This window comes from Paenibacillus sp. FSL R7-0297, assembly GCF_038009025.1.
Lineage (GTDB): Bacteria > Bacillota > Bacilli > Paenibacillales > Paenibacillaceae > Paenibacillus_AQ.
The window spans coordinates 2,115,630-2,135,658 of record NZ_JBBPAQ010000001.1 but is presented as its reverse complement, the minus strand read 5'-3'; the positions used below and the strand labels follow the sequence as shown (position 1 = coordinate 2,135,658).

Annotated in this window: 23 protein-coding genes and 1 pseudogene; 5 read left to right on the top strand and 19 right to left on the bottom strand. The window is 53.8% G+C overall.

What is annotated here, in order from left to right; all coding sequences use genetic code 11:
* Positions 1-16 precede the first annotated feature (16 nt).
* The 14 genes from gatB to MKZ24_RS09315 all read right to left on the bottom strand — a co-directional run bounded on the left by gatB (position 17) and on the right by MKZ24_RS09315 (position 9,486).
* Positions 17-1,462: an Asp-tRNA(Asn)/Glu-tRNA(Gln) amidotransferase subunit GatB gene (gene gatB / locus MKZ24_RS09380; protein WP_042239689.1), complete on the bottom strand. Its 1,446-nt coding sequence runs from the start codon at positions 1,460-1,462 to the stop codon at positions 17-19.
* Between the two features lie 39 nt (positions 1,463-1,501).
* Positions 1,502-2,959, bottom strand: coding sequence for an Asp-tRNA(Asn)/Glu-tRNA(Gln) amidotransferase subunit GatA (gene gatA, locus MKZ24_RS09375; protein ID WP_042239691.1), 1,458 nt, complete (start codon positions 2,957-2,959; stop codon positions 1,502-1,504).
* Between the two features lie 25 nt (positions 2,960-2,984).
* Positions 2,985-3,272: an Asp-tRNA(Asn)/Glu-tRNA(Gln) amidotransferase subunit GatC gene (gene gatC / locus MKZ24_RS09370; protein ID WP_042239693.1), complete on the bottom strand. Its 288-nt coding sequence runs from the start codon at positions 3,270-3,272 to the stop codon at positions 2,985-2,987.
* Between the two features lie 411 nt (positions 3,273-3,683).
* Complete coding sequence (locus MKZ24_RS09365; protein ID WP_039303101.1) at positions 3,684-4,067, bottom strand: hypothetical protein; 384 nt, start codon at positions 4,065-4,067, stop codon at positions 3,684-3,686.
* Positions 4,068-4,224: 157 nt separating this feature from the next.
* The gene (locus MKZ24_RS09360) at positions 4,225-4,992 is read right to left on the bottom strand and encodes an ABC transporter permease subunit (RefSeq protein ID WP_042239695.1); all 768 of its coding nucleotides are present in this window, start codon (positions 4,990-4,992) and stop codon (positions 4,225-4,227) included.
* Positions 4,989-5,903 carry an ABC transporter ATP-binding protein gene (locus tag MKZ24_RS09355; protein ID WP_340782353.1) on the bottom strand — a complete coding sequence of 305 codons (915 nt, stop codon included), beginning with the start codon at positions 5,901-5,903 and terminating at the stop codon, positions 4,989-4,991. The genes MKZ24_RS09360 and MKZ24_RS09355 overlap by 4 nt, the downstream gene beginning before the upstream one ends.
* Positions 5,903-6,094, bottom strand: a complete 192-nt coding sequence (locus tag MKZ24_RS09350; protein WP_340782351.1) for a PLD nuclease N-terminal domain-containing protein — start codon at positions 6,092-6,094, stop codon at positions 5,903-5,905. The genes MKZ24_RS09355 and MKZ24_RS09350 overlap by 1 nt, the downstream gene beginning before the upstream one ends.
* Positions 6,095-6,150: 56 nt before the next feature.
* Positions 6,151-6,372, bottom strand: coding sequence for a hypothetical protein (locus MKZ24_RS09345; RefSeq protein WP_039303111.1), 222 nt, complete (start codon positions 6,370-6,372; stop codon positions 6,151-6,153).
* Positions 6,369-6,695, bottom strand: coding sequence for a YxlC family protein (locus MKZ24_RS09340; RefSeq protein WP_042239699.1), 327 nt, complete (start codon positions 6,693-6,695; stop codon positions 6,369-6,371). The genes MKZ24_RS09345 and MKZ24_RS09340 overlap by 4 nt, the downstream gene beginning before the upstream one ends.
* Positions 6,685-7,227, bottom strand: a complete 543-nt coding sequence (gene sigY, locus MKZ24_RS09335; RefSeq protein ID WP_042239700.1) for an RNA polymerase sigma factor SigY — start codon at positions 7,225-7,227, stop codon at positions 6,685-6,687. The genes MKZ24_RS09340 and sigY overlap by 11 nt, the downstream gene beginning before the upstream one ends.
* Positions 7,228-7,283: 56 nt before the next feature.
* Positions 7,284-7,490 carry a hypothetical protein gene (locus tag MKZ24_RS09330; RefSeq protein WP_042239701.1) on the bottom strand — a complete coding sequence of 69 codons (207 nt, stop codon included), beginning with the start codon at positions 7,488-7,490 and terminating at the stop codon, positions 7,284-7,286.
* 183 nt (positions 7,491-7,673) lie between these two features.
* Positions 7,674-8,303, bottom strand: a complete 630-nt coding sequence (locus MKZ24_RS09325; RefSeq protein ID WP_042243516.1) for an MBL fold metallo-hydrolase — start codon at positions 8,301-8,303, stop codon at positions 7,674-7,676.
* Positions 8,304-8,308: 5 nt separating this feature from the next.
* Positions 8,309-8,875 (bottom strand): thioredoxin family protein, encoded by a 567-nt coding sequence (locus tag MKZ24_RS09320; RefSeq protein ID WP_039303121.1) that lies wholly within the window; start codon positions 8,873-8,875, stop codon positions 8,309-8,311.
* A complete protein-coding gene (locus MKZ24_RS09315; RefSeq protein WP_042239702.1) occupies positions 8,872-9,486 on the bottom strand; it encodes a DedA family protein in 615 nt (204 codons plus the stop codon). Before MKZ24_RS09315 ends, MKZ24_RS09320 begins: the two co-directional genes overlap by 4 nt.
* 253 nt (positions 9,487-9,739) lie before the next feature.
* Between MKZ24_RS09315 and MKZ24_RS09310 the strand changes: the two are divergent.
* Both MKZ24_RS09310 and MKZ24_RS09305 read left to right on the top strand, forming a co-directional pair.
* Positions 9,740-10,006: pseudogene (locus MKZ24_RS09310) on the top strand (autorepressor SdpR family transcription factor); the annotation flags it as partial.
* A gap of 116 nt (positions 10,007-10,122) precedes the next feature.
* Entirely contained in the window at positions 10,123-10,776 is a 654-nt protein-coding gene (locus MKZ24_RS09305) for an SdpI family protein (RefSeq protein WP_042239703.1), read from the top strand.
* 98 nt (positions 10,777-10,874) lie between these two features.
* Here MKZ24_RS09305 and MKZ24_RS09300 read toward each other — a convergent pair whose 3' ends face one another.
* From MKZ24_RS09300 to MKZ24_RS09290, 3 genes are all read right to left on the bottom strand, one after another.
* A complete protein-coding gene (locus MKZ24_RS09300; RefSeq protein WP_340782337.1) occupies positions 10,875-12,956 on the bottom strand; it encodes an O-antigen ligase family protein in 2,082 nt (693 codons plus the stop codon).
* Positions 12,957-14,122: 1,166 nt separating this feature from the next.
* The gene (locus MKZ24_RS09295; RefSeq protein WP_340782334.1) at positions 14,123-15,316 is read right to left on the bottom strand and encodes a class I SAM-dependent methyltransferase; all 1,194 of its coding nucleotides are present in this window, start codon (positions 15,314-15,316) and stop codon (positions 14,123-14,125) included.
* A 46-nt stretch (positions 15,317-15,362) separates the two neighbouring features.
* Positions 15,363-16,025: a DUF6483 family protein gene (locus tag MKZ24_RS09290; RefSeq protein WP_042239709.1), complete on the bottom strand. Its 663-nt coding sequence runs from the start codon at positions 16,023-16,025 to the stop codon at positions 15,363-15,365.
* Positions 16,026-16,230: 205 nt separating this feature from the next.
* On the opposite strand from MKZ24_RS09290, the gene MKZ24_RS09285 reads away from it, so the two are divergent.
* Together MKZ24_RS09285 and MKZ24_RS09280 are read left to right on the top strand one after the other, a co-directional pair.
* Positions 16,231-16,797: an ArsR/SmtB family transcription factor gene (locus MKZ24_RS09285; RefSeq protein WP_340782331.1), complete on the top strand. Its 567-nt coding sequence runs from the start codon at positions 16,231-16,233 to the stop codon at positions 16,795-16,797.
* The gene (locus MKZ24_RS09280; protein WP_052416743.1) at positions 16,798-18,105 is read left to right on the top strand and encodes an MFS transporter; all 1,308 of its coding nucleotides are present in this window, start codon (positions 16,798-16,800) and stop codon (positions 18,103-18,105) included.
* A gap of 76 nt (positions 18,106-18,181) precedes the next feature.
* On the opposite strand, the gene MKZ24_RS09275 is transcribed toward MKZ24_RS09280, so the two are convergent.
* Both MKZ24_RS09275 and yyaC read right to left on the bottom strand, forming a co-directional pair.
* Positions 18,182-18,967 carry an alpha/beta fold hydrolase gene (locus MKZ24_RS09275; protein WP_042239710.1) on the bottom strand — a complete coding sequence of 262 codons (786 nt, stop codon included), beginning with the start codon at positions 18,965-18,967 and terminating at the stop codon, positions 18,182-18,184.
* A gap of 88 nt (positions 18,968-19,055) precedes the next feature.
* Positions 19,056-19,583 (bottom strand): spore protease YyaC, encoded by a 528-nt coding sequence (yyaC, locus tag MKZ24_RS09270; protein WP_039309245.1) that lies wholly within the window; start codon positions 19,581-19,583, stop codon positions 19,056-19,058.
* 197 nt (positions 19,584-19,780) lie between these two features.
* Between yyaC and MKZ24_RS09265 the strand changes: the two genes are divergently transcribed.
* Positions 19,781-20,005 (top strand): DUF1128 domain-containing protein, encoded by a 225-nt coding sequence (locus tag MKZ24_RS09265; RefSeq protein ID WP_042239711.1) that lies wholly within the window; start codon positions 19,781-19,783, stop codon positions 20,003-20,005.
* The last annotated feature ends 24 nt before the right edge of the window (positions 20,006-20,029 follow it).

Genomic DNA, 20,029 nt, shown 5'->3' with positions numbered 1-20,029 from the left:
TACCCAAAAGCAGTCCCTAGCTGTTCAATACGTCAGCGAGCAGTGTGTTAACAAGACCGGGGTTTGCTTTTCCTTTGCTTTCTTTCATAACCTGGCCCACGAGGAAGCCGATCGCTTGTTTCTTGCCGGCCTTGTAGTCTTCGACAGATTGCGGATTAGCAGCGATCACATCCTGGACAATTTTTTTGATTGCCCCTTCATCACTGATCTGGACCAGCCCCTGCTCTTCAACAATAACTGTCGGCAGCTTACCGCTTTCCAGCATTTCTTTGAAGACGGTCTTGGCAATTTTGCTGCTGATGGTTCCGCCTGCGATCAGGCCGATCATCTCACCCAGCCCCTGCGGCGTAATCTTCACCTGGGATAATTCCAGATTATTGCTGTTTAAATATCCCAGAAGGTCTCCCATCATCCAGTTAGCGACAGCCTTGGCATCCTGGGTGTAGGCCAGACTGCCCTCAAAGAAATCAGCGAGCGGTTTGGATGAGGTAAGCACTCCGGCATCATAGGGAGTCAGGCCAAATTCTTCACTGTAACGGGCCTGCCGGGCATCCGGAAGCTCCGGAATGGTGGCACGGATCTGTTCCTTCCAAGACTCGCTAATATGCAGCACGATAAGATCCGGATCCGGGAAATAACGGTAGTCATGCGCTTCTTCTTTACCGCGCATAGACAAGGTCTTGCCTCCAGCTTCATCCCAGCGGCGGGTCTCCTGCACAACGATCCCCCCGTCGTCCAGAATCTCGCCTTGACGGAACTGCTCATACTCCAAACCTCGGAGTACGCCGCGGAAGGAGTTCATGTTCTTCAGCTCTGCCCGGATGCCGAATTCCTCCTGGCCTTCCGGCCGCAGGCTGATATTGGCATCGCAGCGCATCGAGCCCTCTTCCATCTTCACATCGGATACATCGCAGTACTGCATAATGGCGCGGATTTTCTCCAGATAAGCACGCGCCTCTTCGGGCGAACGCAGATCAGGCTCTGAGACAATCTCAATAAGCGGAGTACCCACCCGGTTGAAGTCAACCAATGAAGCAAATCCACCGTCCACATGAGTCAGCTTACCGGCATCTTCCTCCAGATGAAGACGGGTGATCCCGATCCGTTTGGTCTCTCCATTCACTTCAATATCAATCCAGCCGTTCAGGCCGATAGGCTGGTCAAATTGCGAAATCTGGTAGGCCTTCGGGGAATCGGGGTAAAAATAGTTTTTGCGGTCGAATTTGCTGACATCGCCAATCGTACAGTTAAGCGCCATTGCGGCTTTCATCGCGTACTCTACGGCCTGGCGGTTAAGAACCGGCAATACACCGGGGTGGCCGAGACAGACCGGACAGGTATGTGTATTGGGCGGAGCGCCGAATTCTGTGGAGCACCCGCAGAAGATTTTGGACTTGGTATGAAGCTCCACATGAACTTCCAGCCCGATGACCGTTTCATATTTAGACATAGATAATCTCATCCCTTAAAAGTTTTGTGGGCATATACTTCAAACTGGCAGCTACAATTGGGGGCGGGCCTTGTGATGCTCTGTATGCTGTTCAAAGGCATGCGCAACGCGCAGTACCGTACTCTCGTCAAACTCCTTGCCGATAATCTGCAAGCCGACAGGCAGGCCTTCCGCGAAGCCGCAAGGTATGCTGATGGCAGGAATACCGGCCAGACTGACAGGAATGGTAAGGATATCATTCAGATACATGGTTAGCGGATCTTCAGTCTGCGAGCCCAGCTTAAAGGCTGTCGTAGGCGCAGTCGGACCGATTACGACATCATATTTCTTGAACACTTCATCAAAATCCTGCTTAATCAGCGTGCGGACCTTCTGTGCCTTCAAATAGTAAGCATCATAATATCCGGAGCTCAGTGCATAGGTACCCAGCATAATCCGCCGCTTGACTTCAGGGCCGAAGCCTTGACTGCGGGAGTTATGGTACAGGTCAAGCAAACCTCCGCCATTGTCTACACGAACCCCATAGCGGACGCCGTCAAAACGGGCCAGGTTAGAGGAAGCCTCCGAAGAGGAGAGCAGATAATAAGCGGCTACGGCATATTCAGTATGCGGAAGAGAAACTTCTTCCCACACGGCGCCAAGACCTTCAAGTACTTTAAGCGCTGACAGCACAGATTCGCGGACCGATGCATCTACGCCTTCGCCGATGTATTCCTTCGGTACTGCAATACGCAAACCGGAGATATCGCCGGTCAGCGAGCTCAGGTAATCCGGAATGCTGACCTTGGCCGAGGTGGAATCCTGGGCGTCATAGCCTGCAATCGCCTGCAGTACATACGCGGAATCCTCAACGGTCCGGGTAATCGGGCCAATCTGATCCAGTGAGGAAGCAAATGCCACCAGACCGTAACGCGACACTAACCCGTACGTTGGCTTAAGGCCGACCACTCCGCAATAGGAAGCCGGCTGGCGGATCGAGCCCCCGGTGTCGGAGCCGAGGGTGAAGAACACTTCTCCGGCCGCAACCGCCGCTGCCGAACCACCGCTCGAACCGCCGGGAACACGCTCCAAATCCCATGGATTACGCACAGCGCCGAAGCTGGAATTCTCATTCGAGCCGCCCATGGCGAACTCGTCCATGTTCAGCTTGCCGATCGTTACCGCATCGGCCTGGCGCAGCTTGGAAACTACCGTGGCATCGTAAACCGGCTGGAAATTGGTCAGGAACTGGCTGGCACAGGTGGTGCGCAGACCTTTGGTGACAATATTATCCTTGATTCCGGCAGGAAGTCCGAACAGCAGACCGCGCGCGGCTCCGGTAACCATCTTGTCGTCTAGTGCACGTGCTTGATCACGGGCACCCTCTTCATTCAGTGTCAAAAAAGCATGAACCTTACTGTCATGCTCCGCAATGGCAGAAAGCGACGCTTCCGTCAGCTCACTGACCGAGACCGCTTTACTGTGCAGCATGTTATGTACTTCAGGTAATCGATATTGAAACAGGCTCAACTTGCTTCCTCCTCTCAGGCTTTAGTTATTCCAGAACAGCGGGAACCTTGAAATGTCCTTCTTCATCTTCCGGCGCGTTAAGCAGTGCTGCCTCCTGGGACAGGCTCTCCTTCACCACATCGTCACGCATCACATTGCTGACCTGTAGCACATGAGTGGTCGGCTCTACATTCTCCGTGTCAAGCTCATTCAATTTCTCGGCATATTGTAAAATAGCATTCATTTGTTCGGTGAAGGTAGCCTCTTCTTCCGGGCTTAATTGCAGGCGGGCCAGCTTGGCCACATGCTGCACATCTTTGACGGTGATGCTCATAATGAATATCCCTCCTGTTTAAAGGGCTAAAGCGCCCGGATAACGTTTTTAATTATATTGTAGACGGCCTTACAATTCAATGCGCTTGTCGATGGAGGGCGATATATGAGGTGCAGGCCGGGTGGCGGTGGGTGCGAATAAGGCGGGAACGGTGTGCTGGGACGGTGCGGCGGAGCAGAGTGCCGAATAGCGGGATCGCGGGGAACATTGGAGTTGAAAAAGTATGGATCCGGGGATATGAGGGGCACTAATGCTCCTCATTTGCCTCCTACGGGTAACGCACAGGATAATCAGTGGGATTTTCCCCTTTGATTTTCCCGCAACGCTAACTATCAGCGGAATCAGTGGGGTTCCTGGAATATCATAATTTCCTAAATAACAAAACAAAAAGCCGGCTTTCGCCGGCTCTACTTAAATCCAAGCGCGAAGATTCACCTGTTTGATGAAATCCGCCTGGGACAAACTTTCTTTGGATGTTGTCTCCAGCTCTTCCGCTTCAACTTCCTCACCGTTCATCAGATGATGGAACAGCTTCTCGTTGTACGTCGATAGAGCATAATCTATCAAAGCTTCGTGCGTGGCTCTTTCAGCTTCTAGTACCAGCAATTGCTCTTCGGCCTCAATATCCTCTGCCGTAACATAGAAATTTCTATTGGCCTCGGGAACACGAATGACATAATCAAACGCATTATCTGGATTGCGGTCGTAAGCAATTAGGTAGCCGTAGTCTCCGATAGGAAGACTCTGCTCAAAAGCGTCCGCGACAATGACAATCTTCTCTCCTAAACGCAGCATCGTCCTACCTCCTGACCAAAATCTATCATGGTTCTGCTTGTTTCAACAGTCTACTAAAAAAAGATAGAGCTGTCCAGCCGCAGGAGAGTAGTCCGATGATTTTTCGCAGAAAATACTCTGAAAATTCTTGAAAACGTGCTATTCTATTGCAATTTTATCAATTCGGCAATTTATTCCTACGAATGAGCAGCGAAGCTCCTGCAATACAAGCAACAATTAACAGCACTGCTGAGATCATCGGCCCGCCGGTTACGCTGCCTTCTGCAAGCAAGCCAGCAGACATTCCGGGCAGAGCGGCAGGCAACCAGGCAGTCCTGGAAGGCAGCAGGCTGTGGGCGAGACTCATCCCCGCAGCCAGCAGGAGAGCAAACCCGGCAGCAGCAGGTCCGCGCAGCCAGGCGCTGAAGAGCAGCGTAAGTGACACCGCACACAGCAGCCAGAGTGCATAGAGTCCGGAAGCCGCCGCAACTGTGCCCCAGGCCAAGCTCCCCATAAGCTGCACTGTATAATAAGCCGCCCCCGCTACCCCCAGTACCAGTGCAATTACCAGCACTGTAAAATTTGCCGCCCATTTGGCAACAACGATCGATACCGGTGAAACAGGTCTGGCCATCAGCAGCTCGGCTGTCCCGCTGCTCCGCTCGCCGGCCAGGCTGTTCATTGTCCCCAGCGTCAGAATCAGGATGCCAATCGTGCCGTATTGGCCCAGAGCCTGGGCCATTACCGCAGCAGCACCAGGCATCTCGTAGCTGTCCATAAACCCTGCCGGGACATTTGATGAGGCTGCCAGTATATCAGCCATATAAAAGGTGACTAGCGGCTGCATGATGCCTAGAATAATGAACACTACAGGTATCCAGATCAGCTTATAGCTGCGCACTGCCTCCAGCATCTCTCTCGAATACAGGGCCCAGAGCTTGCTCATGTTCCCACCACTTTCATAAACAGATCCTCCAGCGTTGAAGAACCTGCTTCAAATTGCAGCAGCGGAATATCCAGCCCTGCTGCTTCCTGCAGAATCATCCGGCGCGCGAGCCCGACATCGCTTACGTTAAAGACTGCCCTGCCGTCCGAAATACTTGCTTCTTCAATAAAGGCTTTGTGCCTAAGCTCCTCCAGCCACCGGACAGCCTTGTCTTCCTTCGCTATGGTTATTCTGATAACCGGAAGACTGTACTCCGCCCGGAGACGGGCCAAGGTCCCCTGCACAGCTATAGCTCCCCGGTTCATTAATATGACGTCATCACATATCTCTTCCGCATCATGCAGCACATGGGTGGAGAAAATCACAGTTGTCTCTTCCCGGATGTCCCGCAGCAGCTCCATCACTTCCCGGCGCCCTATAGGATCAAGCGCGGAGACAGGCTCATCAAGCAATAGCAGACGCGGGCGGTGCACTAAGGCCTGGGCCAGCCCCAGGCGCTGCTTCATACCGCCGGAATATCCGCCGATCCGGCGGAGCGCTGCAGAACTAAGCCCCACGCGCTCCAGCACTGCGCCCGACACCGCCGCAGCTTCTTTGGCGGCCATGCCGCTAAGCTTGGCGGCAAAGATCATATATTCGAGACCGCTCATCCAGCTGTAAAAAGCCGGAGACTGCGGCAGATAACCAAGCTGCCGGCGGTAATCCGTTCCGGGAGGAGCGCCGCCAAAGGAGATGCTCCCGCCGGTAGGCGGCAGAAGACCGGCAAGCATGCGCAGTGTAGTGGTTTTGCCGGCTCCATTGGGTCCCAGTAAAGCGACACAACGCCCGGCTTCGGCCCCGAAGCTGATGCCGTCCACGGAGGGATGTCCGCCAAAGCTTTTGCGGAGATTCGTAACTTCAAGCAGCGGCATCAGAGTTCTTTCCTTCCCAGTGTGAAATAAGCTATACTTCCTAGCAGGTTGCCAAATACCAGGAGCAGCACCCACATCCATTTGGGCCCGCGAACCTTATCTGTCCTGGCCAGCGAGATCAGACCCACAACCGCCAGCAGAACCTGCAGCGCCAGCAGCGGCGCAATCAACCCCCAATTCACTTTATCCATCTGTACACCCTCCATACTCCAGTTTGCTATTCTGAGACCGCCTTCCCTGTCCGCCTTCAGCGCTTCTGCCCGGCCTTCCGCCTGCCCGGGAGAACTACAAACAGCAGATAACACAAAGCCGGTGACGGGAAACCGGTAAGGCCCCAAATTCCCCAGAACCAGGCCATTCTGCCCTTCCCTCTGCCCTGAGCATTACGGAACAGCCAAGTCCCCTGCAGCATCAGTACAGCAGCTATACAAAGCCACAGCCACAAAGGCGCCTTCTGCAATTCACTCACTCTTCAGCATCCTCCCGTCCCAGCCTGATCCGTGCTACTCCCAGACTGCCAAGTGCTGCCAGCGGAAATAGCGCCTGCAAGCCCCAAAACAGTGCCGGGGCAGAGTTTAGAATAGACAGCACTACGCTGAGCAGGAGTAGAGCCACCAGAGAGAATATCAGCAGTTCCTTGCGCTGCCGCTTCACTCGGCGGATTGCTTCTGCCGCAATAAGCTGCTCCAGCTCCGGCAAGGAGGGAGGCGCCACATCGTCGTAATGCTGATCCAGAATCTCCAGTTCTGCTGACAGCTTATTCAGCAGCTCTTCATCACTGTTAAACCTCATCCTCGTCCAGCTCCTTTCGCAGTTGATTCAATCCGGCTGCTACCCTTGATTTGGCCGTGCCGGAAGGGATCTGCAGCATCTGGCCGATTTCATCATAGCCGTATCCGTAATAATGCTTCAGCAGTACAGCCATTCTGTGGGCAGTAGACAGGCGGGATAAGGCATCAAGCACTTCACTCCACTCCATATTCCGGCTCTCAAACCTCCAGCGGATACTGCGGCTCCCCTGCTCCTCAGTCTGCTCCTTCTGCCACTTCAACTCACGCTTCCACCGCCGCTTGCGGTCGATGTAGAGCCGGCTGGCAATCGTTATCAGCCATGAAGAAAATGCAGAGGTTCCATTGTAACTCCCCATCTTCTCCAAGCATCTGACCATTGTATCCTGAGCCAGCTCTTCCGCAAGTGAAGGGTCCATTGTAGCTTTAATCAGATACTTGTACAGGAAGGGATAATGCTCCCGCAGCAGCATAGCTGTTGCCTTGGCATCCCCCTGCTGCGCCAGTCTGATCTTCTCCAGCGTCCCGTCGCCCATAGTCCCTCCTCTTTCTCTTCCTCACCTCTGTAATACGATTATGTATTGTAGATCGTTCATTCAGGGTCAGAATTATTCTGCAATTCCCACAGCCTGCGCCTCCATGGCTGGACGGCTCCCTTGCCTCTGGGGAAGCGCCAGAATAGAGAGATCTTATTATCCCCATTCTCTGCAGCATACTCTACGGAATTCTGCTCCGCCACACCTTCCCCGTCTAGTCTCAATTCCCCATAGTCCAGTTGGTGATGCATATCTTCCTTCATCTGCTTCCTCCCATGAAATTAAAGACATATAGACAAAAAAAAGAACGCAAACCGGGATTATTCCACAGTCTGCGTGCTTCGCGAGGTAAATGTTACATTTAATTAACATTATTGTAGCAACTCTGTATCTTTTTGTCCATGTCTAATTTCCCGAATTATGTCATAACCGGCATAAACACGTCGTTACATAGGAACGTATGGGTTATTTAGCTTCTCAAACCCGATAGAGGTGCGCGGACCATGTCCTGGAAATACCCTCACTTCTTCATCCAGCCGGTACAGCTTACCGCGGATCGAATCAAACAGATCACGTTCTCTGCCGCCGGGAAGATCGGTGCGTCCTACTCCCATTTTGAACAATACATCACCGGAGAACAGATCATTTCCGCACAGGAAGCTGACACTCCCCGGAGAGTGTCCAGGCGTATGCAGCACCCGGAAGGTTAAACCGAGCAGCTTCAGAATCTGGCCTTCCGCCAAATCGTATTCAGCCGGATCTGTACTGACCGGAGGAGATGATTCGGGCCACATCAGCGAGCCGTTCAGCTTGGGACTGCCCAGCCACTCACTCTCCAGAGCATGTATATACACTGGGGATTTCTTGGCCTTACGGACCTCATCCAGTCCGGCAATATGATCAAAGTGGGCGTGAGTCAGCAGGATAGCCTCTATTTCCATACCTTCAGCAGCACGGAGAAGGGCAGCCGGATTGGCACCGGGATCAATAATCACACCTTTGGCAGGGTCGGCTCCTGTCAGCAGATAAGCGTTCGTCTGAAGTGGTCCAAGATTATAAGACCTTATATTAAGCATCGGCATTAGAATCCGGAGATCAGACTGCGCAGCTCTTTGGCAATAACCGCGTGTGATTCCGTTCCTTCTCCGTAGGCTTGGCCCATGGCTTTGCGCACTTCGGTGATTTTGCCCTCATAATCCGCAGCCTCGCGGTCCGGGTTCTCCTGTTTGAACTCTCTCATCAGTGACTGTACATGCTCCGGACGCGGTCCCCAATGGCCCAGCACATAGCCGCCGGTATCGGCAAAAATCACGATTGGAACCGAACGTCCACCCATGGTCAGGAAGTTATCCATAACATCCTGATTCTCTTCCAGAATCAGCACTTCAGTCTTAATGCCTGCCGTCTCCAGGATGCGGAACACCACAGGGACATTACGAACCACATCTCCGCACCAGTCAGCAGCCAGAATCAGTACCCGCAGATCATCCCGGTGATTCAGGCTCTCGAAATATTCCCGGTCACTCTCATCTGCCCAGGCAAACTTCTCATACCAGGATTCAAAAGCCTGCTGGTTCTTCGTCATGCCTTCCACGAACTGGCGGGGCGTCAATCCCTGACCAAATTTAGAAGCAACATTCTGTTTCATACTGCACTACCCTTCTTCTTGGATTTGTACCACTTGAACAGGAAATACAGAACAATAACCGCAAGTGCGGCAAGAATGATTTCATGCGTATACTTAGCTGCGACTTCATCAATAGTCTGCCATTTATCGCCGAGAGTATATCCGAGATATACAAACAGTGCACTCCATGGAATAACAGCCAGCGTGGTCAGCATAGTGAACTTACCCAGCGGCATGCGCGAAATACCAGCGGGAACAGAGATCGCATGACGGACAACCGGGATAAAACGGGCGGTGAAGATTACGCCGGTCCCGTATTTCTGGAACCATTCTTCAGAATGGTCAATATGCTTCTTTTTGATAAAAATATACTTGCCGTACTTCTCCAGCACCGGTCTGCCGCCATAACGGCCGATCCAATACACAAAAATCTGGGCGACTACCCCGCCAATTGTACCAAACAAAACCGCGCCAAAAAAATTAATATCTCCCTGCGAGACCAGATAGCCGCCAAAAGCCAATACAATCTCACTTGGTATGACTTCAATCATCAGGCCAATCATTATTCCGAAGTAACCCAAACTCTGAATCCATTCAAATAATTGCGAAATCAGTTCAGATATAAAATGCAACTGCAGCTCTCCTTCCGTGTGTTGCGTAATCAGCCTGGCATTCTGCAGGCAGAATCCTAAGCCTCGTCCGCTCTATGTATCCAGCTTCTCTTAGCCTATTCTAGCATATGCGGGCTTACGACTTCTACTTATGGAAAATGGACATTCGGTTCTCTGCTATAGAAAAGCAGGTATTCCAGCATTGACAAAGTGTGGAATAAAGATCTATTATGCATTTAGATAATTACCTAAATATTGAAAGGGGGCTGCGGAGTTGAATGAATCCTTCAAGGCGCTGGCCGATCCGACCCGGAGGCAGATTCTCCGCCTGCTGCGGGAAAAGGATAGGACGGCCGGGGAAATTGCCGATTTTTTCAATATGTCCAAACCCAGCATCTCCCATCATCTAAATGCATTGAAGCATGCGGGACTGGTGCAGGACGAACGGAAAGGCCAGTTTATTCTCTATTCGCTGGACTCCACCGTGCTCGAAGAGGTGCTGGGCTGGTTCCTGGAATTGACGGGTACGGGTAAGGCCGGTACGGAGAGTAAAGCAGTTGCGGATGAACCGGCTGAAGATTCGTTAGGCTTAAAAGGCGCAGGTTCAAAGGGGACCAGGGGACGGGAGCGATATTTTGACACGGAGGGTGAATCAAGATGAAGGATTTCCAATGGAAATGGCAGGACACACTGATTGTAATTCTGGGATTGTTCTCGCTCGGCTATGCACTGTTGAATTACGGCAAGCTGCCGGATCAGCTTCCTGCCCAGTTCAGCATTACAGGCAAGGTTAACACTTACTGGAGCAAGGGCTCCCTCATTGCTTTTTTCTCCTTCATGGGACTGATCTTCCCAATAGCCATGCAGTTTATGCGTACAATTGATCCCAAAAGAGAGAACTACACTAAGTTTCAAAGCGCTTATAAAATGATCCGCCTGGCAGTGGGCATCATATGCGATGCTGCACTTGTGCTGTCGGTCACACAAGGTCTGGATGAGCAATTTGCCGCCGGGAAGTGGGCTACTGTGAGTATTGGGCTGCTGTTTATAGTGATTGGAAACTTCATGCCGCAGATCAGGGATAATTATTTCACGGGTGTCCGAACACCCTGGACGCTGGCTAACCCTGCGGTGTGGCGGAAGACCCACCGTCTGTCCGGAATGATGTGGGTGATTGGCGGACTGCTGATTGCACTGGGGGCTTTTATGCCAAAAGTGCTGTCGGTCAGCATGATCATCACTGCCCTGGTTATCGCCATTATCGTGCCTTATGTGTATTCGTGGCTGATCTCGCGGAAGATCAAGGTCTGAAGCTGGCCGCCGCACTGCACCGAGATTCGGAAGAACGCTACTGGAGATGCACATCTAATGAATTCAGCCGACTGAGTGCCTGCTTAGTGCTTCAGTGTTCAGCCGGTCACTAACTTCTTCGGCTCATCCTGTATGGCTAGCGCCTGCAGAGCTCTCAGCCGAAGGTAAACCCCTTCGGCTTGTTCATTGATCCCGAAGCCGCGGTCATTATGCCGCCGGCCTGCGCTATGCTCCCTGCCGGCAAGCAGGCTGTATTGCCGCAGCAGTTCCAGTCCGGCAGCTGCGCTGTCTGCAGCCCTCTGCCTGTTCCCTTCCGCCAATCCGCGTTCGGCCATTTTAAGCATCCCTTCAATCGCCGCCAGTCTTTTGGCGGCGTTAAATATGTCGGCCTTCAGGCTGAGGCGGACCCAGTACAAGGCCTCTCCCGGATCGCGGCCTTGCAGATAACGCTCTGCAAGTTCCCAGTGCAGAGCAGCATCTCCGGGGGAGAATTGCATACTGCTCTGCAGCAGGTCCATTCCCTGCTCCTCTGGAAGCAGCCGTGATAATGCGGCCGCCGTCTGCGGCTCTCTTGGATTCCACGCCAGCGATTGCCGCAGCAGCACAGTTTGTGCGGCAGGATCAGTGCTTGTACGGGCAGCCTGCTTATACAAAGCAGCCCCCCTCATCGCCTGATAGGATAGGATGCTTAGCATGAAGGTCAAGGCGCAGAGAACAGCGATTCCTGCATACGGCCATGATCGACGCAGCCGTGTAAGGATGGCGGTACCCTCCGCAACTGGCCGAGCTATGGTTTCTGCAAGAGCCCATGCAGGCAGCAGCAGGAGCAGCATCCATATCAATCCGTAGCTCCAGTCAAAATCAACTGCGCTATGCAGGATGATGACAAGCAGAGGCGGAAGCAGCCTAGGTGACGCCTTGAAGACGAGCCAGCCTGCGGCCAGCAGCAGCAGGAGGACAGCAGCCAGACCGGCTGTCCCCAGATTGAGCAGGATGTCGAGATAACCGCTGTGCACCTGGCTGCCTACATAGGGGCGGGACTGGGCGGCGAGGTACGAATGCCGCCAGGTCTCGCCCCCGCGCCCCAGCCAGGGCGCCTCTGCCGCGAGCTTCCAGGCATCGCGGTAGAAGAGTCCGCGCGCGGCGGCCGTCGGGGACGGCCCCGTGATCCGCGCGCGTACCTGCAGCAGGACGGCGCTGGCTGCCGCCGTCCAGGCCACCGCCGCCAGCGCCAGCATGGCGGCGCGGTGCCAGCCCGCCGCGCGGCAGCTGCGGCGGTGCAGCCATAGGCCGGCCAGCAGCGCGCCGGCCCAGAGCCCGGCCAGCAGCAGCAGGCCGGGCAAGGGCTCTGCCGCCAGCCCGGTACGGGCCAGCTGGCGGTACAGGAGCGCCGCGGCGGCCACAGGCGCGGCGCCGGCAAGCAGAAGCAGCGCGGACAGCTGCCGCTTCCAGAGCAGGGCTGCGGCGCCGGCGGAGGCCGCAGCCAGCCATGCGCCGCGCGACTCGCTGAGCAGCAGCGCGGCGGCGTACGGGAACAGCGGCAGCAGGCGCGCCGCTGTCCGCCGTAGCTCTGCGGACCAGCCCAGTGCACGGCCCACTCTGCCAGCTATAGCGGTCTCACCCGCTCTGCTTCCCGCTCCACCCTCCGCTTCACCGCTGGCTATGTTCTCCTGCTCCGCTCTGCTTACCGCTCCACCCCCCCCTTCACCACTAGCTATGTTCTCCTGCTCCGCTCTGCTTATCGCTCCACCCCCCCCTTCACCGCTGGCTATGTTCTCCTGCTCAGCCCGGTTTACTGCTCCACGGGATGCTTCCACCTCTCCCTCTGCGCAATCTTCTCCACTCACGGTTCCCGAAGGACCGGTCAGCCTGAAGCCATAAGCAGCAGCAAATAGCCGCTCCAGCAGAAACACAGCCATCACCGCGCCAAAGGCATTCGGATACTGAAGCAGTCCGGCCAGCCGGGCACCGGTAGCACTGACCTCAGGTGACTGGCTGTAGGCTACCGCGTAAGGAACCGGCAGGCCACCGCATACCGCCAATAAGGCAGACAGGCTGATCACTAGACCCAGTAGATGCCAGACCGCTGCAAGAAGAGTTCCTCCCCGGCGGTTTCCCGCCACAAGTACAGCGAAGAGAGCAAAACTGGTGTAAAATCCCCAGCGCAGCAATTCATTCAATGTTCCCTGCGAGGATAGGGGGCCACGGAATGCATGAATAGCGTAAAGAATACAGATAACAATGCAGCAGCCCGGCAACAACCATACAATCGCCCTCAACCTCGTAACTCTACTCATACTGCCATCCAACATACGGCCACTCCCGGACACTGCCTCATCTGCAGCCTGCGTTACAGCAATCTTCCCGGCATTATCTGTCACCAACTGCCCACTTCCGGCTAATCTCTCAGTTTTAGCTATATCTCCCTTTACGTCCCCTCCAGGTAGCGCCCGCACGGTCTCCGTTTTCCCCGCCGGCACCCCCTGCGGCTTTAGCCGCTTTTCCCATCCGGAGGCGGCATACAGGACAACTCCTCCTAGGGTGAGAACTCCGCACAGCGCAAACCATACGGTCAGGAAGAGATACATTTCCTTGGCAAAAAAGAATCCTCGCAGCACACAGGCCGCACCGCCCGCTGCTATCAACGCCAAACTGCAAGCCAGAGTGACCGCCATTCCTCTGTACTGCTGAAACCGATTTATCCGCATTTCTAAATCCCCTATTCCTATTGTTGCTTACAGTCTTCCCATATCTATAGCAATGCAAAAGAAAGTCGCTATATGAACCACACTTAAGTCTAAGATTGGGGAAATAAACGCTTAAGAGCTGGTAGTCAAGCGGGATTATTCGAAATGTTGTAAGTATTACAACTTTGATTCAGGTATAGCTGGGAGTTTGTACAACAATTCCCGATTAGAGGCGGCATAATGAAAGAATTGTTGTATTTGATGCAAGATTCTAATTCAGGGCATCACAGATGGCCCTACAAAAGTACGAAAACAGCACTAAAATAGCACTAACAATACGAATTCACTACAGATGCGCTACAGCAGCATCACAATATCACAGTTAGCACTACATCAGCACTACATCAGCACTCCATCAGCGTCTACAGCAGCACCACAGCTGCACTCCATTAACACCACAGCAGCACCTTAATAGCGGCCGAAGCTTCCAATAGCAATCCCAAGTGGAAACGGCTTTGCTGTCTTTTGAACGGTAACGGTTCAGCGAGAAATAGAAGGATAAGTTATCAAGTGCAACTTATAATTTCTTATATTTGCACAAAAATAGCCGCCCCCCGCAGGAAGCAGCCGTTCTGTCACACTTTGAACTATTAAGCTGATTAATTAAGCTCCGCATTTCCCACGGGCAGCAGATCAGAGCAGACGCGCTCCAGATAAGGCTTGGCACCGAGAAAATCGCGGAACGCGGTGTACTCGCGCCATTTGGCGGCGTTGTCGCCGCTGTCGCTCCGCACGGCACGGATTAGAATGTTCTTCGGTGTATGCTCCATGTCGATGAATTCCAGCAGTTGGCTGCGGTAACCCATCAGATCGAGCAGCTTGGCCCGGATTGCATCCGTGGCCAGTGCCGAGAAGCGTTCCTTCAGGATTCCGTGTGACAGCAGCGGACTCAGCACATCGCTCTGCACCTGGGCGAACAGCTCATGCTGGCAGCAAGGCACCGAGAGGATGACCGATGCGCCCCAGCGTACTGCCTTCTCGAGAGCGGCATCTGTCGCTGTATCACAGGCATGCAGGGTAACAACCATATCCACCTGGTCCAGTTCATTATAGTCAGCGATATCACCGACCAGGAACCGGAGGCGGTCGTAGCCCAGTTTGGCAGCGAGGGCACCACAGTGCGCAATGACATCCGCCTTCAGATCAAGACCGACTATTTTCAGCTCCCGCTGCTCACGGACGGCCAGATAGTGGTACAACGCAAAGGTCAAATAGGATTTGCCGCAGCCAAAATCAACAATCGTCAGCGGACGGCCTGCCGGAAGATCACTGAGCACATCCTGGACCATCTCCAGGAACCGGTTGATCTGGCGGAACTTATCATATTTCTTAGCCAGCACTTTGCCTTCGCTGTTCATGATGCCAAGCTCCACGAGAAACGGCACCGGTTCTCCTTCGTCCAGAACATATTGCTTCCGGCGGTTATGCGCCAGGTCCGGTGCCTCCTGTTTGCTGGCAGACTTGGTCAGAATGGACACCTTGTATTTTTTGCTGATCAGCACCTGGTAGTCGGCACTGGCGGTACAGAGCAGGCCTTGGCGGAAGGTCTCTCTCAGCAGAGTCAGCATTTCTTCAGCGGCATCCTCTGCCGGAATATTGCGGTGTATGGCCTTGGGGCCGATATAGTAGGCGAACTGATAGTGCAGCTTGCCCTTTAATTCAACAGGTTTGATCTGCACTTTGCTGTAGGTGACCCCACCCTTGCTGCGCAGCTGGCTTAGCGTAGCCATAATCAGCGTACGGCCGGTAATCACTTGATCGATCAATGCTTTCAAAGATTCCACTGGGTACATCTCACTTTCGAATTTATAAATGGAGCACGCTGTCTCCTGAATATCGTTATATTATAGCATTAACCGTAAGCTTGCTCCATTCTTCCCCGCCTTGCTGCACTTCCTCCAGAGGAAGCCCCCCCTGGGCCAACAGCTCCGGACTTAACAGCAGCAGCCGTCCGTACAGCTCCCTGCCCTCCGCCGCAACATCCTCCCCTTGCTCCCATAGCCGGTACAGGCTGTTCTCCGCTTTGGCGTAATGTCCCAGGGATTCCTGGTAGGCCATCAGCAGCCGCTCTGTTTTGGCCGGGAGGCGGTAAGGCTCTACTTCCTCTAATAGCTCCTTGATATCGCCCGTCATGTTCAGCAGCTCACGGTCGGCACCATGCAGATCCGCATACAAAAACAGATGCAAGGACCGCATCTCCCTGAAGAGGGCTTGATCCTGATCCCCTTTTGCCGCGTAAATACCGCCTTCCTCCTTCAGCAGCCGGGCTACCCCTTGCAGCTTATCGGACTCCAGCACACCGCCGAGACGAAACATATCAATAATGTCCTCTACGGACAGCGAATTGAGCAGACGGGAATTTATGCGGAAATGCCGCATCAGCAGCTCGTCCACTTCCCACAGGGCTTCTGTTGTTTTTTTATCCTGCTTCAAGGTCATTACCTTGGCAACCATTGCCGTCATATCCTCGATCATGCGTACGATATAATCTCTCCGGAACATGCTTGCTCACCCTTTCGCCTTTGAAATCATCTTAAACCATTCCACCCGCCTGCGCCACCTGGCATAACCCCTGTCCTTCAGCCAACACTTGTTATCACTGCTACTGATTGTTCTTGACATAAAACTGGGGCTCAAATACAATACAAACAACTAATCTGGAATCCAGATCATACTGTTACACAGATCGATTATAGGAGGAAACGTGATGTCACAACCCGCCGACCCCGGGCAAAGCCCGCCGGAAGCAGCTGCTTCAAGCTATTCTCAACTGGAAGAAAACGTGCAGCCTTTGAAGGTCACCCCGGAACAGGATAAGCTGCTGGAAAGCGCCTTGCGGATTAAGATCATGCATACGCTGGCGGGGGAACCCCTCACGTCCAAGCAGGTTGCAAGGAAGCTGAACAAGACACCGGGGAACATCCACTACCACATCGTCAAGCTCTATGAGGGCGGGCTTCTGGAGCTTGTCCGCACCGAAGTGGCGGGAGGTATCATCCAGAAATTCTACCGCTCCAAGGGGACGATGTTCCGCTCGGAACAGCTTAGCGGCTTCCACTTCCGCAAAGAAGACCAGGTGGAGCATTTCATCACCAGACTTACCCTCTCTCCTCCGGAGCTTGCGAAATTCCATCAGGAGATGCTGAAGCTGATCACTGCCTGGGAATCTAAGGTTACTGCCGGCGACGAGTATGGTGTTGAAATCGTGATGGGCCGCCTGCAGTCTGCAGAGCCTGTTCCGGAGCCGAATACAGATGCGGAGGTACAGGAGTAGATGAATACCGCCGCTCCTTCCGGACAGGAAAGGCGCAATCCGCTGCAGGGTTTCGCTGCTCCTTTTGTCCGTTCACGCGCCTTTCCCTATCTGTGGCTGGGACATTTAATTTCATTCCTCGGCAGCTCGGTGACGATGGTCATCCTGCCCGTCCTCGTCTATTCACTGACCGGATCAACCACCACGATGGGTCTGGTCATGGCTGCTTACATGCTGCCGAATGTGATCATGCTTCCGGTATCCGGACATATCGTGGACCGTTACGACCGTGTGCGGATTATGATGCTGGCGGATATTGCCCGCTTTGCCGTGATGATGATCACGGCAGTCTTGGCCCTGACCGGAATACTCAGTATCCCGCTGCTCTATATCCTGGTAGCCTTCTATGGTCTGCTCGATGGTCTATTCCAGCCTGCCTATGCTGCAGTCCGGGCCACAGTATTCACTCCGGACATACGCGTGGCTGCGAATTCTCTGACCCAAATCACTACCCAGTCCGTACGCCTGATCGGCCCCGCACTGGGCGGTCTGCTGATCACTCACCTGTCCGCAGGTGTCGGCTTCGGACTGGATGCATTCACTTATCTGATCTCCCTAGTATGCCTTGTCTACCTGCGCAGGGTGCTGATTGTCAAATTGCAGCCCGGACCCGCCGCAGATTCCGCGGCCTCTGTTCTGCCGGATACTGAAGCCCCGGATACTCCTAACTGGAAAGAGGATTTCATCGAGGGAATCTCCGTTCTGCGCAGCCACCCTTGGCTGTGGATTACGATTCTGGCCTTCTGCTTCATCAACATCTGCTACGCGGGGATCAGCAGCGTCCTTCTTCCCTGGCTCTTCAAGGTCCATCACGGCTGGCCTCCTTATGTCTACGGGCTTGCCGTTACCTTCTCCGGAGTAGGCGCAATTATCGCCGGCTTGCTGTTCGGACTGCGGCCGAAATGGAAGAACCGCGGCATTATGGCTTATGGCGGTGCTATGCTGGGGGGTGTGGCTCTGCTGCTCATGCCGTTTGCGGGTACTCCGGCTGCAGCCATCGGTTTCTTTGCCCTTGAAGGCTTCGGGCTGATGATCTTCGGACTGATCTGGGAGATCAGCCTGCAGGAGCTGGTCCCGAAGGAAGCCTTCGGACGGGTAGCCAGTCTCGATTTATTCGGTTCCTTCGCCCTGCTGCCGGTCGGTTACATCTTTGTCGGCTGGCTGGCCGACCTGATTGGCGGGGTTCCGACCATAATTATTTTCTCTACTCTGGGACTGACCTGTGTCGCTCTCGTGCTCAGTGTTCCGGCTATCCGTAAATTTCAATAAAAGCCGCTGCGCGGCCAATACAAAGAGGCAGCACTCCGCCATCCGGCGGGTGCTGCCTCTTTGTATGCTATAAGAATTACTTCTGCACAGGCGTGTGTACGAAATCCTTAATGATCTGCGACAAATGCTCCGGGGCCTCAAACATGCTCATATGGCCCACTCCTGATATTGTCACCTTGGTAATATTCGGATTGTCCGAGGTGAAGGTCCGTTCTGGAGTCACCTTCGAATCCTCCGCTCCGGCTACCAGCAGCACCGGCAGCGCGGTTGCCGAGATGACATCCCTGCGGTCTGGACGCTCACGCATGGCCATGGCTGCCCCTGCGGCACCTTGCGGAGGGGTCTTATAGCCTATCTCCTTGGCGCGTTCCAGAAGCTGCGGTGCTGCACCAGGAGCAAAGAGCCCAGGCACCAGTTGGTCTACAAAAGCAAAGATGCCTTCATTCTGGATAGTACTCACGCTTTTCAGCCGGTTCTCCCTCGCTTCCTCACTGTCCGGATAGCCGGAGGAATGAATCAATCCGAAGCCCTTCAGCCTGGAGGCATGGCGCTGGGCAAACGACAAAGTAATGTAGCCTCCCAGGGAATGTCCAAGCAAATAACACTCAGGAATCTCCAGGGCATTCAGCAGTGAAAGAACATCATCGGCCATCTGTTCGATCGTGTAGGCTCCGAGCGGAGCATCTGAAGATCCGTGCCCGCGCAAATCAGGGGCAATGACCCGGTAATTGGCGATTAAGCCAGGAATCACCTTCTCAAAGTATTCCGAGCTCCCGCAGAATCCATGCAGCAGAACAATGACATCACCTTTACCTTGATCACTGTAACAAATGTTGCTTCCTTCGCATCGAACATTTTCCATGGCTGCTTCCTTCTTTCTATGTAGTATCCGGTTGAAGACCGCGGCTTGTCTTTATTATTAAGCTAGATCAGGTACCTTTGAAACGCTCTCAGCCCGTGAGCCCGAAACCCTGGGCGGCAGCACGGGCAATCTGGTCGGCCATAACGATTACCCGGTGAAGCGGTGTGGTCTGCAGCGTACGATAAGGCCGGGGACTGTTCACATCGACAATCGCTGCCAGACTGTAGTTTCCGACTGCGGGCAGCAGCAGTCCGACAGACTGTGCCGGACGAAGCGGCTCCGCAGCCGCAAAGTAATACCCTAGAGCAGCAGGCGGCCCCAGGCAGGCATCCACAGCGATAATAATCTGCCCTTCCGGAATCTCTGCTATCCGCTGGATCAGATTATCTGCATCGCAGGGTGCCGGCAGCGTACCGGTAACATGGGGGAACCCATATTCCAGCAGACGGCTGCCTGTCAGCGGCCCCAGAGCATCACCAGTGGAGCGGTCCGTTCCGATGCACAGAAAGGTCAGCTGCTCTGCCGGATGCAAGGCGGCGATCTCCCGGAAGAAAGAAGCCAGCCCGTCAGCATCCATTTTGCGGCGTTTCCTACTCTCTTCTTCTCTGATTGCCAAAGACTTCTCTCCCCCTCTTTCTATTGCCTGCGAATTATTCCCTCTAATTTAACATGTTTTCTGTGATCCAGACAAAAAAATGGTCTTTCCCTATCCAAACATGATAAAATACTTGAACTGTGCAAGATGGACTTAAGAATGCAATGGAGCATACCTTAAGTTCATTCTATATCACTTAGAGAGGACTGTTATACCCCATGGATTTATCGAAACCAAGCCAGGAAAATGTTGAGTATATGATCGAGGGTATCAAGAACAAGCTGAAAATGGCCAGCGCTGCGGCTATGCAGGCCTCGGCTTTTTCGGTGGAGCATTATGAGGATATTCAGGATATTTATGAGGTTGCCATGGGCAGCGACAGGCTCAGCATCTCACAGGTGGAGGCGATTGTCTCCGAACTTGGACGCTTACGCAAGAAATAAACCGGCCAGCCGGCATGATAAAAG

Bases quoted from the DNA above. Each gene is read 5' to 3' on its own strand.
- gatB (WP_042239689.1), bottom strand. From the start codon at position 1,462: ATGAGATTATCTATGTCTAAATATGAAACGGTCATCGGGCTGGAAGTT.
- gatC (WP_042239693.1), bottom strand. From the start codon at position 3,272: ATGAGCATCACCGTCAAAGATGTGCAGCATGTGGCCAAGCTGGCCCGC.
- MKZ24_RS09365 (WP_039303101.1), bottom strand. From the start codon at position 4,067: ATGCTGCGTTTAGGAGAGAAGATTGTCATTGTCGCGGACGCTTTTGAG.
- MKZ24_RS09360 (WP_042239695.1), bottom strand. From the start codon at position 4,992: ATGAGCAAGCTCTGGGCCCTGTATTCGAGAGAGATGCTGGAGGCAGTG.
- MKZ24_RS09355 (WP_340782353.1), bottom strand. From the start codon at position 5,903: ATGCCGCTGCTTGAAGTTACGAATCTCCGCAAAAGCTTTGGCGGACAT.
- MKZ24_RS09350 (WP_340782351.1), bottom strand. From the start codon at position 6,094: ATGGATAAAGTGAATTGGGGGTTGATTGCGCCGCTGCTGGCGCTGCAG.
- MKZ24_RS09340 (WP_042239699.1), bottom strand. From the start codon at position 6,695: ATGAGGTTTAACAGTGATGAAGAGCTGCTGAATAAGCTGTCAGCAGAA.
- sigY (WP_042239700.1), bottom strand. From the start codon at position 7,227: ATGGGCGACGGGACGCTGGAGAAGATCAGACTGGCGCAGCAGGGGGAT.
- MKZ24_RS09330 (WP_042239701.1), bottom strand. From the start codon at position 7,490: ATGAAGGAAGATATGCATCACCAACTGGACTATGGGGAATTGAGACTA.
- MKZ24_RS09325 (WP_042243516.1), bottom strand. From the start codon at position 8,303: ATGCTTAATATAAGGTCTTATAATCTTGGACCACTTCAGACGAACGCT.
- MKZ24_RS09320 (WP_039303121.1), bottom strand. From the start codon at position 8,875: ATGAAACAGAATGTTGCTTCTAAATTTGGTCAGGGATTGACGCCCCGC.
- MKZ24_RS09305 (WP_042239703.1), top strand. From the start codon at position 10,123: ATGAAGGATTTCCAATGGAAATGGCAGGACACACTGATTGTAATTCTG.
- MKZ24_RS09295 (WP_340782334.1), bottom strand. From the start codon at position 15,316: ATGTACCCAGTGGAATCTTTGAAAGCATTGATCGATCAAGTGATTACC.
- MKZ24_RS09290 (WP_042239709.1), bottom strand. From the start codon at position 16,025: ATGTTCCGGAGAGATTATATCGTACGCATGATCGAGGATATGACGGCA.
- MKZ24_RS09285 (WP_340782331.1), top strand. From the start codon at position 16,231: ATGTCACAACCCGCCGACCCCGGGCAAAGCCCGCCGGAAGCAGCTGCT.
- MKZ24_RS09280 (WP_052416743.1), top strand. From the start codon at position 16,798: ATGAATACCGCCGCTCCTTCCGGACAGGAAAGGCGCAATCCGCTGCAG.
- MKZ24_RS09275 (WP_042239710.1), bottom strand. From the start codon at position 18,967: ATGGAAAATGTTCGATGCGAAGGAAGCAACATTTGTTACAGTGATCAA.
- MKZ24_RS09265 (WP_042239711.1), top strand. From the start codon at position 19,781: ATGGATTTATCGAAACCAAGCCAGGAAAATGTTGAGTATATGATCGAG.